The sequence below is a fragment of the Cupriavidus sp. CuC1 genome, from assembly GCF_044627735.1.
GTDB classification, from domain to species: Bacteria; Pseudomonadota; Gammaproteobacteria; order Burkholderiales; family Burkholderiaceae; genus Cupriavidus; species Cupriavidus ulmosensis.
Genome location: NZ_JBIUHC010000012.1, coordinates 1 through 13,127, shown reverse-complemented (window position 1 = coordinate 13,127; position 13,127 = coordinate 1). Strand labels below are relative to the sequence as shown.

14 protein-coding genes are annotated in these 13,127 nt (G+C 66.7%); 10 read left to right on the top strand and 4 right to left on the bottom strand.

What is annotated here, in order from left to right:
* Window positions 1-15: 15 nt before the first annotated feature.
* The gene (locus tag ACGLHR_RS07435; protein WP_267603072.1) at window positions 16-1,011 is read right to left on the bottom strand and encodes a folate-binding protein YgfZ; all 996 of its coding nucleotides are present in this window, start codon (window positions 1,009-1,011) and stop codon (window positions 16-18) included.
* Window positions 1,012-1,200: 189 nt separating this feature from the next.
* On the opposite strand from ACGLHR_RS07435, the gene mltG reads away from it, so the two are divergent.
* The 7 genes from mltG (at window position 1,201) to ACGLHR_RS07400 (ending at window position 6,647) form a co-directional block, all read left to right on the top strand.
* Window positions 1,201-2,196, top strand: coding sequence for an endolytic transglycosylase MltG (gene mltG / locus ACGLHR_RS07430; protein ID WP_400092980.1), 996 nt, complete (start codon window positions 1,201-1,203; stop codon window positions 2,194-2,196).
* An 8-nt stretch (window positions 2,197-2,204) separates the two neighbouring features.
* Window positions 2,205-2,819 (top strand): dTMP kinase, encoded by a 615-nt coding sequence (tmk, locus tag ACGLHR_RS07425; protein ID WP_400092979.1) that lies wholly within the window; start codon window positions 2,205-2,207, stop codon window positions 2,817-2,819.
* Between the two features lie 117 nt (window positions 2,820-2,936).
* Window positions 2,937-3,944, top strand: coding sequence for a DNA polymerase III subunit delta' (locus tag ACGLHR_RS07420; RefSeq protein ID WP_400092978.1), 1,008 nt, complete (start codon window positions 2,937-2,939; stop codon window positions 3,942-3,944).
* Between the two features lie 64 nt (window positions 3,945-4,008).
* The gene (locus ACGLHR_RS07415; protein ID WP_267603067.1) at window positions 4,009-4,446 is read left to right on the top strand and encodes a PilZ domain-containing protein; all 438 of its coding nucleotides are present in this window, start codon (window positions 4,009-4,011) and stop codon (window positions 4,444-4,446) included.
* 85 nt (window positions 4,447-4,531) lie between these two features.
* Window positions 4,532-5,053 carry a GNAT family N-acetyltransferase gene (locus ACGLHR_RS07410; RefSeq protein WP_318235380.1) on the top strand — a complete coding sequence of 174 codons (522 nt, stop codon included), beginning with the start codon at window positions 4,532-4,534 and terminating at the stop codon, window positions 5,051-5,053.
* Between the two features lie 108 nt (window positions 5,054-5,161).
* Window positions 5,162-5,956 carry a TatD family hydrolase gene (locus ACGLHR_RS07405; protein ID WP_400092976.1) on the top strand — a complete coding sequence of 265 codons (795 nt, stop codon included), beginning with the start codon at window positions 5,162-5,164 and terminating at the stop codon, window positions 5,954-5,956.
* 1 nt (window position 5,957) lies between these two features.
* Window positions 5,958-6,647, top strand: coding sequence for an ankyrin repeat domain-containing protein (locus ACGLHR_RS07400; RefSeq protein WP_400092974.1), 690 nt, complete (start codon window positions 5,958-5,960; stop codon window positions 6,645-6,647).
* A 353-nt stretch (window positions 6,648-7,000) separates the two neighbouring features.
* Here ACGLHR_RS07400 and egtB read toward each other — a convergent pair whose 3' ends face one another.
* Both egtB and ACGLHR_RS07390 read right to left on the bottom strand, forming a co-directional pair.
* Window positions 7,001-8,290: an ergothioneine biosynthesis protein EgtB gene (gene egtB, locus ACGLHR_RS07395; RefSeq protein ID WP_318235377.1), complete on the bottom strand. Its 1,290-nt coding sequence runs from the start codon at window positions 8,288-8,290 to the stop codon at window positions 7,001-7,003.
* A gap of 334 nt (window positions 8,291-8,624) precedes the next feature.
* Window positions 8,625-9,227: an NAD(P)H-dependent oxidoreductase gene (locus ACGLHR_RS07390; RefSeq protein WP_318235376.1), complete on the bottom strand. Its 603-nt coding sequence runs from the start codon at window positions 9,225-9,227 to the stop codon at window positions 8,625-8,627.
* 150 nt (window positions 9,228-9,377) lie between these two features.
* On the opposite strand from ACGLHR_RS07390, the gene ACGLHR_RS07385 reads away from it, so the two are divergent.
* Together ACGLHR_RS07385 and ACGLHR_RS07380 are read left to right on the top strand one after the other, a co-directional pair.
* On the top strand, window positions 9,378-10,334 hold the full coding sequence (locus ACGLHR_RS07385; protein ID WP_400092973.1) for a LysR family transcriptional regulator: 957 nt from the start codon (window positions 9,378-9,380) through the stop codon (window positions 10,332-10,334).
* A gap of 143 nt (window positions 10,335-10,477) precedes the next feature.
* Window positions 10,478-10,891, top strand: a complete 414-nt coding sequence (locus ACGLHR_RS07380) for a DoxX family protein (protein ID WP_400092971.1) — start codon at window positions 10,478-10,480, stop codon at window positions 10,889-10,891.
* A gap of 30 nt (window positions 10,892-10,921) precedes the next feature.
* Here ACGLHR_RS07380 and ACGLHR_RS07375 read toward each other — a convergent pair whose 3' ends face one another.
* Window positions 10,922-12,139, bottom strand: a complete 1,218-nt coding sequence (locus ACGLHR_RS07375; RefSeq protein WP_400092969.1) for an EAL domain-containing protein — start codon at window positions 12,137-12,139, stop codon at window positions 10,922-10,924.
* A 314-nt stretch (window positions 12,140-12,453) separates the two neighbouring features.
* On the opposite strand from ACGLHR_RS07375, the gene ACGLHR_RS07370 reads away from it, so the two are divergent.
* A partial coding sequence (locus tag ACGLHR_RS07370) for a DNA translocase FtsK 4TM domain-containing protein (RefSeq protein WP_400093081.1) occupies window positions 12,454-13,127 on the top strand: 674 nt, incomplete at its 3' end.

Below are 13,127 nucleotides of genomic sequence, written 5' to 3'. Positions count from 1 at the left end.
GCTATTGCCAGGGATTCAGGCGGCGTCGCCGAACGGGACCGCGTAGGGCAGCTCGCCCACGCGCACCGGGCTGCCGGTAGCGCTGCCCAGGTGCAGGGCGCCACCCGCCGCATCGATCTTCAGTTCGGCCAGGCCGTCCCAGCCGCCTTGCGGCGCGGCGGCGGCATTGACCAACATGCCGCAGGGCTGCTCAGGATCCTCGGGGCGGAAGATCTCGGTGGCCGCGGCCGGCACCTCGCCTTCGCCGTGGATCAGCCACATGCGGCGCTTGAGCGTGCCGCGGTACTGGCTGCGCGCGACGATTTCCTGGCCCGGATAGCAGCCCTTGCGAAAGCTCACGCCGCCGACCAGCTCCAGGTTGATCATCTGTGGCACGAACTGCTCCTGCGTGGCAACGGCGATGCGCGGCACGCCGGCCTGTACTTCCAGCCAGTCCCACACCACGGCATCCACCGGCACCAGTTGTGCCGACAGCGCAGCCTGGACTTCGTCGGCCTGTTCGGCCGGCAGCACCACCTGCCAGCGCGGCAGGCCGGCGCCGTCGGGCAGCCGGATCACGGTGGCGCTGGCAGCCGCGGCGCTGTCCCAGGGCTCGGCCGGGGCGGGCAGGCCTGCCGCCTGCAGGGCGGCAGCGCCACTGGCGCCCGCCACGCCCAGCACGGCGCGGGCCGGCGTGAGATCGGACAGCTTGGCCTTGGCGCGCAGCACGAACATCGACAAGCGCTTCTGGATAGCGGGCTGCAGGTCGGCGGACAGCTGCAGGACGATGCCTTCCTCGTCACGCCATATGAGGAAGCTGGCCAGCAGCCGGCCCTTGGGCGAGCAGTAGCCGGCCAGGCGGGCGGTGCCGGCGGCCAGGTCGTCCACGGCATTGGTCAGCTGGGTATGCAGGAAACTGCCAGCGTCTTCGCCGGCAACCCGGATCAGGCCCAGGTGCGCGGGGCGGCAGACGACTCCGCTTTGACGCACGGCTTCGAACTGGGTGGCACGGTCTGGGGCAGGGGCATTCATGGCAGGTATCGCAAGCAAGGGGCGCACGGATGCGCCGGATGGAAGGTGCAAGGAGCTACAAGCGGCTAAAGGTGCAAGGCTCCCGGTATTATATGAGGCCGTCGCCATTTCAGCCGGGATGCCCCTGGTCAACACTGGGTGAGCCCGGCTTTGCCGCGGTGCATTGTGCGCCGCTACTCTCTCTTTTACATGAAACGTCTTTTCCTGCGGCTGGTGCTGGTCGCCGTGATTTTTACGATTGCCGCCGCCGGCGCCTTTGCCTGGTGGGCCAATCGTCCGCTCACGCTGACTGCCTCGCCCATCGAGGTGGTGATCAAGCCCAACTCCAGCGTGGCCAGCGTTGGCCGCCAGATCCAGCGCGGCGGTGTGCAGATGGACCCTCGCCTGTTTGCGCTGCTGGTGCGGCTTACCGGCCACGGCGCCGACCTCAAGGCTGGCGGCTACGAGTTCGACAATAGCGCTACGCCGCTGTCGGTGATCGGCAAGATCGCCCGGGGCGAGGTCAACCACTATGTGCTGACCGTCATCGAAGGCTGGGAATTCCGCAAGATGCGCGCCGCCGTGGATGCGCACCCGGCGCTCAAGCACGATAGCCGCAGCCTGTCGGACGCGGAATTGATGAAGGCCATCGGCGCGCCCGAGCCGGGGCCGGAGGGCCTGTTCTTCCCCGACACCTACCTGTTCGCCCGTGGCAGCAGCGATCTCGAACTGTACAAGCATGCCTATCGCGCCATGCAGCGCCGGCTGACGGACGCCTGGAACGCCAGGGCGCCCGACCTGCCGTACAAGTCGCCTTATGATGCGCTGATCATGGCCTCGATCGTGGAGAAGGAAACCGGCCAGCAGGCCGAGCGAGCGCTGATTGCCGCCGTGTTCGTCAACCGGCTCAAGAAGGGCATGATGCTGCAGACCGATCCCACGGTGATCTACGGCATGGGTGAAGCGTTCGAGGGCAATATCCGCAAGCGCGACCTGCAGGCCGACACCCCTTACAATACCTACACACGCAACGGCCTGCCGCCCACCCCGATCGCATTGCCCGGGCTGGCCTCGCTGGCCGCCGCCACCGCGCCGGCCCCGTCCGACGCACTGTATTTCGTGGCGCGCGGCGACGGCAGCAGCCATTTCTCCAACTCGCTTCCCGAACACAATCGCGCGGTAGATAAATACCAGCGCGGTAAATAAGTCTCCCCATGCGCGGAAAATTCATCACATTCGAAGGCATCGACGGTGCCGGCAAGAGCACCCACGTGGAATGGGTGGCGGAGCGCCTGCGCGCCCGCCTGGCGGGCATCGCACCCGTGGTCACCACCCGCGAGCCCGGCGGCACCCCGCTTGGCGAGGATCTGCGGCAGTTGCTGCTGCATCGCAAGATGCACCTTGAAACAGAGGCCTTGCTGATGTTCGCCGCCCGCCGCGAACATATTGCCGAGGTCATCGAACCCGCTCTGACGCGCGGCGACTGGGTGGTTTCCGACCGCTTCACCGATGCCACCTTTGCCTACCAGGGCGGTGGCCGGGGCCTGCCGCGCGCACGGCTCGAAGTGCTGGAAACCTGGGTGCAGGATGGCCTGCAGCCCGATCTCACGCTGCTGTTCGACGTGCCGCTGGAAACCGCCAGCGCGCGCCTGGCCGGCGCCCGCGAGCCCGACAAGTTCGAGGCCGAATCGCGCGCCTTCTTCGAGCGCACGCGGCAGGAGTACCTGCGCCGCGCGGCGGAGTCCCCGCAGCGTTTCCGGGTCATCGACGCCACCAGGAGCATTCCCGAGATTCAGGTAGAGCTTGAGAAAATCCTTGCAACACTTTGAATTGGCAGCATTATTCGAGAATCGTGATCATGGTGGGGCTGGCCGAACCCGCCGTCACCTGTCGCTCGCGCTACCTGCGTAGTCACACCAAGTTTCAACCCTAACTCACTGATCCGCATGCTTTATCCCTGGCAGAAAGAAGACTGGCAACGGCTGAACGCGCTGCGCGAGCGGCTCCCGCATGCCTTGCTCATTCACGGCCAGCAAGGCATCGGCAAGCGCGACCTGGCGCTGCATTTTGCCCAGGGGCTGCTGTGCGAGACGCCGCGCCCCGATGGCCAGCCTTGTGGCACATGCTCCGCTTGCCACTGGTTCAGCCAGGGCAACCATCCGGACTTCAGCGTGGTGCGCCCGGAGGCCATGGAGGCGGCGGGCGACGCGGAGACGGATGAAAGCGGCAAGAAGAAAGCGCCCAGCAAGGTTATCCGCATGGAGCAGGTGCGGGCCCTGATCGAAACGGTCGGCATCGGCACGCACCGCGCCGGGCGGCGCCTGGTGGTGGTCTATCCGCTCGACGCCTTGCAGCATGAAGGCGCCAACGCCTTGCTCAAGACGCTGGAGGAGCCGCCGCCGTCCACCGTGTTCCTGCTGGTGACCGACCGGCTGGACCGCGTGCTGCCCACCATCCTGTCGCGCTGCCGCCAGTTTTCCGTACAACGGCCTACGGCCGACGCTGCCATGCGCTGGCTGAGCAGCCAGGGCGTGGGGGATGCCGAGGCGCAGCTGGCGCTGGCCGGCGGCTCGCCGCTGACCGCGCTGCATGCCGCCGAGGCCGAGGAGCAGCCGATGCAGCGCTGGCTGGTGAGCCAGCTTGGCGCGGGCGCCGGCTTCGATGCGCTGGCGGCGGCCGAGCAGGTGCAGAAGCTGCCGGTACCGTCGGTGCTTGGCATCCTGCAGCGCTGGACGTACGATCTGCTGTCGGCCCGCTTGGCCGCAACCCCAGGGCCGCGTTATTTTCCGCGCGAGCAGGCTGCCCTGGCGCGTTGCGCACAGGCTACGGATGCACACCGGTTGCAGGCGTTCTCTACGCGGCTGGTGGGCCACCGCCGCAGCGAGAACCATCCGCTGGCGGCTCGCCTGGTGATGGAGTCCGTGTTTCTGGAATACCGGCAGTTGTTTCAGTAAGTCGAATTCGTTGAACAAGTCCAATATGGCCTGAAGGCCAAAAGTCAGTAACAAGGGGTCAGTGATGAACACAGACGTGACAGGGGCACGGGGCGCCAGCGTTCCCGGGGCCGCAGGCTTGGCCGCCGCCGGCGGCATCGGGGCACCGACGGTCCCGGGCGCAGCTTCCCGGCCCAACGTGCTTTCGTTGTCGATCAAGGACCAGGCGGGCCTCTACGCGGCCTACATGCCTTTCCTGCATCGCGGCGGGATCTTTGTCCCGAGCAACCGGCCCTTTCGACTGGGCGAGCAGGTCTTCCTGGTGCTCTCGCTGCTGGACCGGCCGCAGAAGTACCAGATCGCCGGCCAGGTGGCATGGATTACCCCGGTTGGCACGCCCAACAAGACGCCCGGCATCGGGATTCACCTGCCGGATGACGACAACGGCCGCAACCTGCGCCGCGCGGTGGAAGAGATCCTGGGCAAGACCATTGAGTCCGGCCGGCCCAGCCAGACGTTATAGCTGACCTTGGCTCTGTGTTTTAAGTCATTGATGTAGCTGGTTTTTTACCAAGACTTGTTTAGTCTGTCCTAGAAGAAATTCAACAATGCGTGATACCGCCTTTACCGTCCGTCCCGCGCTGCAGCGCGACCTGGCCAACATCGTCGCCATCTACAACAGCACCGTCGCTTCGCGCATGGTCACGGCGGACACCGAGCCCGTGGCGGTGGAATCGCGCCAGGCCTGGTTCGACGAGCATCAGCCGGAGCGACGTCCCTTGTGGGTGGCCGAGGACGGTGAAGGGCGCATGGCCGGGTGGCTCAGTTTTTCCGACTTCTACGGACGCCCGGCCTACGGCGCCACCGCCGAAGTCTCGATCTACCTGGACGCCACCCGCCGCGGGCAGGGCCTGGGGCGCTACCTGCTGCAGCAGGCCATCGCGCATGCGCCGCAGATCGGGGTCAATACGTTGCTGGGCTTCGTCTTTGGCCATAACGCGCCCAGCCTGGCCCTGTTCGCCTCGCTCGGCTTCGAGCGCTGGGGCAACCTGCCGCGCGTGGCCGTGCTCGATGGGGTCGAGCGCGACCTGATCATCCTTGGCCGGCATCTGACGAAGCCGGCTGAGTAGGACCGCACGCGAGCCAGGCGCGGCCATGCGGCTGGCGCGCTGGCACGACCATATACAATGGCGGGTGGCGCCCCCCCGCGGCGGCGTCTCTCTCCGGAAACCGCCCCCATGTTTGTCGATTCCCACTGCCATCTAGATTTCCCCGAACTGGCCGAGCGCCTGCCCGAATTGCTGGAGAACATGCGCGCCAACCAGGTGACGCATGCCCTGTGCATCTCGGTCACGCTGGAAGACTTCCCGCGCGTGCTGGCACTCGCCGAGCAGCATCCGCACCTGTATGCCACCGTCGGCGTGCATCCCGACTACGAGGAGGGCGAGGAGCCCACGCTGGAGCGCCTGCTGGCGCTGTCGGCGCATCCGCGGGTGGTCGGCACCGGCGAGACCGGGCTCGACTATTACCGGCTCGAAGGCCGCAGCATCGTCGACATGGAGTGGCAGCGGGAGCGTTTCCGCACCCATATCCGCGCCGCGCGGCAGACTGGCAAGCCCCTGATCATCCATACCCGTTCGTCTGCCGAAGACACCCTGCGCGTGATGCGCGAGGAAAGCGCGGGCGAAGCCGGCGGGGTGATGCATTGTTTCACCGAGAACTGGGAGGTCGCCCGGCAATCGCTGGATCAGGGTTTCCACATCTCGTTCTCCGGCATCGTCACCTTCAAGAACGCGGTGGAGTTGCAGGAAACCGCGCGCAAGATTCCGCTGGACCGCATGTTGATCGAGACCGATTCGCCGTACCTGGCGCCCGTGCCATACCGCGGCAAGACCAACCAGCCGGCCTGGGTGCGCCACGTGGGCGAGTTCATCGCCAACCTGCGCGGCATCCCGGTTGAGGAACTGGCGGAACGTACATCGGATAATTTCTTCCGTCTTTTCAAGCATATAGATAGGAAATCTCATGCTTAACATGAAATCTGTCCGACACCTCGCCGCTGTCGCCGCCATGCTGGCAGGCACCATGGCCTGGGCCACGCCTGTCGACGATATGCGCCATGCGGTGGAGTTCGATGACGTCAAGGCCGCCCAGAAGATACTGGCGCGCGGGGTCAATCCCAACCTGGTGGATGCCAAGGGCAATCCCATGCTGGTGGTGGCGTTGCGCGAGAAGTCGCTGAAGGTGGCGGAGGCGCTGATCCGCGCGAAGGACATCGATTTCGACAAGGCCAATGCGGCCGGCGAGACACCGCTGATGATGGCCAGCCTGCAGAACGAGCTGGGCCTGGTCAAGCTGATGGTCGACCAGATGGAGGTCGAGATCAACAAGACCGGCTGGACGCCGCTGCATTACGCGGCGACCAACGGCAACAATGAGATCGTCAAGTTCCTGGTCGACCATGCTGCCTATATCGACGCGGAAAGCCCCAACGGCAGCACGCCGCTGATGATGGCGGCGCGCGGCGGGCATATCGAGACGGTCAAGCTGCTGCTTGAAGAAGGCGCCGACATGCGGCTGAAGAACCAGCAGGGCATGACCGTGATCGACTTTGCCGAGCGCTATCACCAGAAGGAGATCGCGGACGGACTGAGGTCGCGCTGGCAGAAGCTGTATCCGCAGACGCCGTTAAGCTCGCAGCCTCCGCAAAAGGGCTGGAACTGAGATAAAGAGAACGCGCCGGGCTAAAACCCGGCGCGTCAGACTGCTGACAAACCTGATGCATTAGCCGAAGCCGCCGAACGGGCCAAAGCCGCGCGCTATGACGACGGCTGTTTCTCCCTCTCCCCTCAGGGGGAGAGGGGTGGCTTAGCTAGGAGCCACTTGAAGCGAAGCCCGAGGTGTTTTCCAGCACGCAGGCGTGACGAGCGCCCGCCCTCTCCCCCAACCCCTCTCCCACAAGTGGGAGAGGGGAGCACGACAACGCAGATCCGGCTTTGTCATCAAGCTGACGCGCCGGGCTAAAACCCGGCGCGTTTTTGCTTGGTTCTTGCCCAAGCGCCCACGCGTTCAGGCTTTCAAGCGTCGTCGGCCAGACGCACGCCGGTGAACTGCCAGCGCTGGTGCGGGTAGAAGAAATTGCGGTAGCTGGCGCGGATATGCGATTCCGGCGTGACGCAGGAACCGCCGCGCAGCACCATCTGGCTGCACATGAACTTGCCGTTGTATTCCCCCACGGCGCCGGCGCTAGGCCGGAAGCCCGGGTAGGGCTGGAAGGGGCTGGCAGTCCATTCCCACACGTCGCCAAACATCTGCCGCAACACGCCGGACGTATTCTGGCGATCGGGCAGGGGCCGAAGCACGCGTCCCTCGACAAAATTCCCGGTAGCCGGCAGGTTGCGCACGGCGTGCTCCCATTCCGCCTCGGTGGGCAGGCGGCGCTCGGCCCAGCGGGCAAAGGCATCGGCCTCATAGAAGCTGATATGCGTGACCGGGCTGTCCGGATCCACCGGCTGCATGCCGCGCAGGCTCATTTGCCACCAGGTGCCTTCGCGCTCCTCCCAGTACAGCGGCGCCTCGATGCCCTGTTCGCACACCCAGCGCCATCCATCCGACAGCCATAGCCCGGCGGTACGGTAGGCGCCATCCTCGATAAATTCGAACCACTGGTGGTTGCTGACCGGGTGCGAGCACAGCTGGTACGGCTGCAGCAGCACGTTGTGGCGCGGGCCTTCGCAATCGAAGGCAAAGCCGTCGCGGTCATGGCCGATGGCGACCACGCCGCCGGCAAAGCGGATCCATTCCGCAGCCGGGCGCGGATCGGCGATCACGGGCGCCAGCAGCTCCGGCGCGAAGGCCGGCTTCAGCGGGTTTTGTGCGAACAGATGCAGGATGTCGGTCAGCAGCAGCTCCTGGTGCTGTTGCTCGTGGTTCAGGCCAAGCTCGATCAGCGCCGCCTCGGCATCGGTCTGCGCGCTGGTCAGCAGCCCCAGCATGGTTTCGTCGACGGCCTCGCGGTAAGCCAGGATCTCGTCGAGCGACGGCCGCGACAGCAGGCCGCGGCGTGGCCGCGGGTGGCGGGCGCCGACGGATTCGTAGTAGGAGTTGAACAGGTAGCGATACTGCGGATCCAGCGGCTCGTAGTCCGGGATACGCGCCGTCAGCACGAACTCCTCGAAGAACCAGGTGGTATGCGCCAGATGCCATTTGGCGGGGCTGGCGTCGTCCATGGACTGCACCGTGGCGTCGGCGTCGGTGATGTCGGCGACCATGGCCTCGGTGGCCGCGCGTACGTGGCGGTACTTGGACAGCAGGGCTGGCTCGTGCGGCGGATGCACGGCGCTGGCAGGCAGCAGGGCAGAGGACATGCGGGCTCCCGGATCGGACTATGCATCTGCCGCGGATGCCGCTTTGGGCTGCGGCTGGCCGTGGCGTGTGGATTGCGGACAGGTTCCGACCCAGGCCTGCACAACAAGGCCGCGCGGGCTTCCCCCTGGATGGACATGCACCGAAACCGCTAAGGCGTTCGGAACCATCATAGACCCGATCGCGCGGTGGGCATAGCAGGCTCGCGCCTACAAGAATCCGTAGCAGGGCGCGGCGCTGCAAGACACGCGGGCTCAAGCGCAAAACGCCCGCCGGCATGACTGTGGGCGGACGTTTTGCGCTTCGGCGGTGCGGCGCGAGGCCGCCGCGCCGCGATCAGGCTGCCAGGGCTGCCACGGCGCCGTTGGCGGCGACCAGGCTGGCTTCGCGGGCTTCGGGGCCCATTGCCAGGCCGTGGGCGCGCACGTACGTGATGTCGGTCATGCCCAGGAAGCGGAACACCACGTCCACGGTCTGTTCATGCAGGTCCAGGGCGTTGGCGTCCTGGCGCACGCCGCCGCGCGACGAAACCACGATCACGCGCTTGCCGCCGGCCAGGCCGACCGGGCCGGTCTCGGTGTACTTGAAGGTGCGGCCAGCCTGGGCGATGCGGTCGATCCAGGACTTGAGCTGGCTGGGGATGCCGAAGTTGTATTGCGGCACACCGACGACCAGCACATCGGCTTCGAGGAATTCCTTGAGGAAGGCTTCGGTGCGTTGCAGCTCGCTCTCCTGCACGGCGTTGAGGCCGTCCTTCGGGCCGCCCAGCACGGGCAGCAGCGCGCCGGACAGGTGCGCCGGTGCGTCCTGGTCCAGGTCGCGCACGGTCAGGGTGGCTTCAGGGTGCTTGGCGCGCAGGTCGGCAACCACCTTGGCGGTCAGGCTACGGGAAGCGGAATGGCCGCCAAGTACGCTCGAGTCGATTTGCAAGATCTTCATGTTCATCTCCACTGGGGTTCGGGTTGGATGAATGAAAGATAGCGGTCTGCCATTGATGCCGGTAGTGGGGCAAAATAGAACTTATTGTTCCAGGGGCAGAACGCAAGCCGAGCTGCTACCCTGGCGCGCTCCTTTCCCCAAGGATGACCCATGCAAGACCTGAACGACCTTTCGCTGTTTGCCCAGGTGGTCCAGCACGGCAGTTTCTCGGCCGCGAGCCGTGCCAGTGGCGTGCCGAAGTCACGGCTAAGCCGGCGCATTGCCCAGCTGGAGCGCGACCTGGGGGTGCAATTGTTGCGCCGGACCACCCGGCAGGTGCGCGTGACGCCCATCGGCGAGGCCTACTACGAGCGCTGCCGCGCCATGCTGGCGGAGGCGGAAGCGGCGCGTGAAGTGATCGAGCAGGCTCGTGACCAACCCGGAGGCACCCTGCGCGTGAGTTGCCCCGTGGCGATTGCCCAGAACCTGCTGGCGCCCGCCATCGGGCATTTCATGCAGGCCAACCCCGGCGTGCGCATCGAACTGGAAGCCACCAACCGCCGCGTGGACGTGATCGCCGAAGGCTTCGACCTGGCGCTGCGGGTGCGCGAGGTGATGGACGACTCGTCGCTGGTGGTGCGCACCTACGGCGAGAGCCCGCTCATGCTGGTAGCCAGCCCGGCGTTGCTGGACAGCATCGGCCGCCCGCGCACGCCCGAGGCGCTGGACGGCATGCCCGGCGTCAACCAGAAGCCGCACGACGGCAAGCATGTCTGGACGCTGACCTGCAATACCGGGCAATCGATCTACGTGCCCTACGACCCGCGCCTGGTCACCGACGAATTCGCCTTGCTGCGCGCGGCGGCCATCGCGGGCGTGGGCGTGGCGATGCTGCCGCGCATGTTCTGCCGCGATGCCATCGAGACCGGGGAGCTGGAGGTGCTGCTGCCGCAGTGGATCATGCCGGTCGGGACGCTGCACGCGGTCTTTCCCTCGCGCAAGGGCATGCCGCCGGCGCTGCGGCGCTTCCTGGATTTCCTTGCCGACATCCTGCCCGAAACGGCTTGGAAGGCGGGCATGCAGCCGCTGCGCCAGCCGGGCATGCACCGGCCCATCGGCCAGATCTGAGACGTGCGCGCAACTTGTGCCTTTACCTTCACGGCGCGGCGCACTAAGGTAAATATGCATGTCGCGCGTGGAGCCAGAGGCGCTTCGGCTCCAGGCGGCACATTCGCGCTTTCGTTTTCTGATCCGGACAAGGAGTGACGACCATGAGTGGTTCTCAGCCATCGCAGGACCTGGGCAAGGCGGTATTGCGGATCGTGCTTGGCGTGCTGGTCCTGCTGCACGGGATCTCCAAGCTCATCGCCGGGCCGGGGTTCGTGACGCAGGTGGTGACGCAGGCCGGACTGCCTCCGGCGCTGGCCTATGGTGTCTACATCGGCGAGGTGGTGGCGCCGGTCCTGCTAATCCTCGGCTTGTGGGCCCGGGTCGCCGCGCTGATCGTGGTCGTCAATATGCTGGTGGCGGTGGGCCTGGTGCATATGAAGCAGCTAGCTATGCTGGCGGACACCGGTGGCTGGGCGCTGGAGCTGCAAGCGATGTTCCTGGGCGGCGCCATCGCGGTCGCACTGCTGGGCGCGGGGCGCCTGAGCGTAGGCGGCATCAATGGCAAGTGGAACTAGCGTAGCTGCCCGCAGCGCTGCGGGGCGCCCTCAGGGCGTCCAGCGGCCCAGCGTTTCGGCCACAAACATGTCGGGCGGCAGGGCGGGGGACCACAGGTAACCCTGGCCAAGGTCGCAGCCCAGGGCTTGCAGCGCGTCGCGCTGCGCCGGGGTTTCAATGCCCTCGGCCACGCATTCCAGCTTGAGGTCGCGCGCGAGGTTGATGACGTTGCGGCAGATCGCCGCGCGCTGGCTGTTGCCCGGCACCGCCACCACGAACGAGCGGTCGAGCTTGATCTGGGTGAAGGGCAGGTCCGCCAGCAGCTTGAGGGTGGCGATGCCGATCCCGAAATCGTCGATGGCCACGCCGTAGCCAAGCAGGCGCAGGCGGTTCAGCGCAATCGACAGGGCACGGGTGTCGTTTACCGGGTAGCCCTCGGTCAATTCGATATTCAGCAACTGGCGCGGCATGCCGCTAGCTTCCACCATGGCGTCGAAGGCGTCGAGCACGCCGGGCCGGCACAGCGTCTGCGCTGAAGCATTGATGCTCAGCGGGATGCGCACGCCGCGCGCCAGCAACTGGCGCTGCACCGACAGGCATTGCTGGCCCGCCAACTGGAAGATGGCATCGGCCTCGCCCAGCGCCTCGAGCCTCGGGATGAAGAGGTCGGGCCGGATCAGCCCCATGGTCGGATGGCGCCAGCGGCAAAGCGCTTCCGCGCCGGCCAGTGCGCCGGTGCTGATCCTGAACTGCGGTTGCAGCATGATGAAAATGGCGCCGGGCGTCTGCATCGCTGCCAGCAGGTCGCGGTCGTCCGGCTGGCTTGGCGCGGCAGCCGGGGCTTCGGCGGTGAGGTCGCGCTCCAGCGCATCCTGCAGGATTTCTTCCAGCACCACCGCCGAGATCGGCTTGCGCACCGCGCGCACATGGGCGAGCCCAACTGAATCGGCCAGGCTCACGTGGGAATCGATGATGTCGTCCTGCAGCGCGGACACCCATACCCACAGGGGCTGGGCGCCGGCGAAGGCGTGGTCCTTGCGCCGGGTCAGCTCGTCCATCATGCCGGGCCCGTTGAGCCCCGGCATCTCGATATCGCAGAGCACGAGGTCGACCTTGCGCGCGGCCAGCAGGTCCAGCGCGATGCGGCCGTCGGCGGCGCAATGCACGTCGCTCACGCCCAGCTGGGTCAGCAACTGTTCCGCCGCCAGCAACTGGAACGGGTGGTCATCGACCACCAGGGCGGACAGTCCGGCGTAGCGCGTCTGCATGGTTGGCTCGGGATTGGGGCGATGGAAATCGGCCGATGAGAACGGCCGAGTGGATTCGAGGCAGGCTTCGTCCATATTAGCGCACATGCCGCGCCGCGGGCACGCCATCGTACGGGCGGATGCCGACGCCAGCGCGCGTGGTTCGCGTGGCGGGGAAGGGCGCCTGGTGCTGGAAAACAGGCGATATTCCGTTGCGCGTGCCATCTTGGGCGGAAACGCCGCGCCCAGACCCGCTACAATCGTCGCCCGAGGTATTTGATGATGGCGTTTCGATAATGGGTTTTGGCTGGTTCGGATTTTCGACCTTGTGGCTTGTGCCGCTGGTGTGGCGCCAGGTGGCGCGCCTGCTCGCCGGCGAGCGCCGGTTCTTCAGTGGACGCGGCACGCTGCGGGTATGGCTGGGCACGTTGATCGTGCTGTGTGCAAGCGCCTCGCTCGAAGCGCTGACAGGCGCGGCGGGCGAGGGCGGCATGGCGGGCAGCACGTCGGGCGGCAGCGCCGGGCGCGCGCTGGGCACCCTGGTTTCCGGCATGCTTGGCTGGAGCGCCAGCCTGCTGCTGATGCTGGGCGTGCTGGCCCTGGCCGCGCCAATGGTGTTTGGCGAAACCTGGCGCAGCCTGTTCCTGCGCAAGCCCAGCTTGCCTGAGCCGGACGAGGCCGACATGGCGCCCCTGCGCACGCCCGCCCGCACCGCGCGCGAGCCGGACAGCTGGGAGACCACCCACCTCGGCGCCACGCATACCGCCGTGCCGGGCTCGACCGATTACGTGCCCCGCCACAAGGGCATCGAAGCCGTATCGGCGCGGCGTCAGCCGGTCTGGCAGCCGCCGGCGCGCACCCGCAATTCGCCGCCGCAGCCGGGCGAGATCTGGCTGCAGCAGGCCGGGCCGCCGGGCGCCGCCAAGCCTGAGGCCCCCGCGCCCGTATCTCCGCCGCCTGCAGCCAAGGCGCCCGTCAGGCCGGCGCCGCTGCGCACCCCCAGCCAGCC

What these genes read in the sequence shown, in the direction of transcription:
- ACGLHR_RS07435 (WP_267603072.1), bottom strand. Translation starts at nt 1,011, where the DNA reads ATGAATGCCCCTGCCCCAGACCGTGCCACCCAGTTCGAAGCCGTGCGT.
- mltG (WP_400092980.1), top strand. Translation starts at nt 1,201, where the DNA reads ATGAAACGTCTTTTCCTGCGGCTGGTGCTGGTCGCCGTGATTTTTACG.
- tmk (WP_400092979.1), top strand. Translation starts at nt 2,205, where the DNA reads ATGCGCGGAAAATTCATCACATTCGAAGGCATCGACGGTGCCGGCAAG.
- ACGLHR_RS07420 (WP_400092978.1), top strand. Translation starts at nt 2,937, where the DNA reads ATGCTTTATCCCTGGCAGAAAGAAGACTGGCAACGGCTGAACGCGCTG.
- ACGLHR_RS07415 (WP_267603067.1), top strand. Translation starts at nt 4,009, where the DNA reads ATGAACACAGACGTGACAGGGGCACGGGGCGCCAGCGTTCCCGGGGCC.
- ACGLHR_RS07410 (WP_318235380.1), top strand. Translation starts at nt 4,532, where the DNA reads ATGCGTGATACCGCCTTTACCGTCCGTCCCGCGCTGCAGCGCGACCTG.
- ACGLHR_RS07405 (WP_400092976.1), top strand. Translation starts at nt 5,162, where the DNA reads ATGTTTGTCGATTCCCACTGCCATCTAGATTTCCCCGAACTGGCCGAG.
- ACGLHR_RS07400 (WP_400092974.1), top strand. Translation starts at nt 5,958, where the DNA reads ATGAAATCTGTCCGACACCTCGCCGCTGTCGCCGCCATGCTGGCAGGC.
- egtB (WP_318235377.1), bottom strand. Translation starts at nt 8,290, where the DNA reads ATGTCCTCTGCCCTGCTGCCTGCCAGCGCCGTGCATCCGCCGCACGAG.
- ACGLHR_RS07390 (WP_318235376.1), bottom strand. Translation starts at nt 9,227, where the DNA reads ATGAAGATCTTGCAAATCGACTCGAGCGTACTTGGCGGCCATTCCGCT.
- ACGLHR_RS07385 (WP_400092973.1), top strand. Translation starts at nt 9,378, where the DNA reads ATGCAAGACCTGAACGACCTTTCGCTGTTTGCCCAGGTGGTCCAGCAC.
- ACGLHR_RS07380 (WP_400092971.1), top strand. Translation starts at nt 10,478, where the DNA reads ATGAGTGGTTCTCAGCCATCGCAGGACCTGGGCAAGGCGGTATTGCGG.
- ACGLHR_RS07375 (WP_400092969.1), bottom strand. Translation starts at nt 12,139, where the DNA reads ATGCAGACGCGCTACGCCGGACTGTCCGCCCTGGTGGTCGATGACCAC.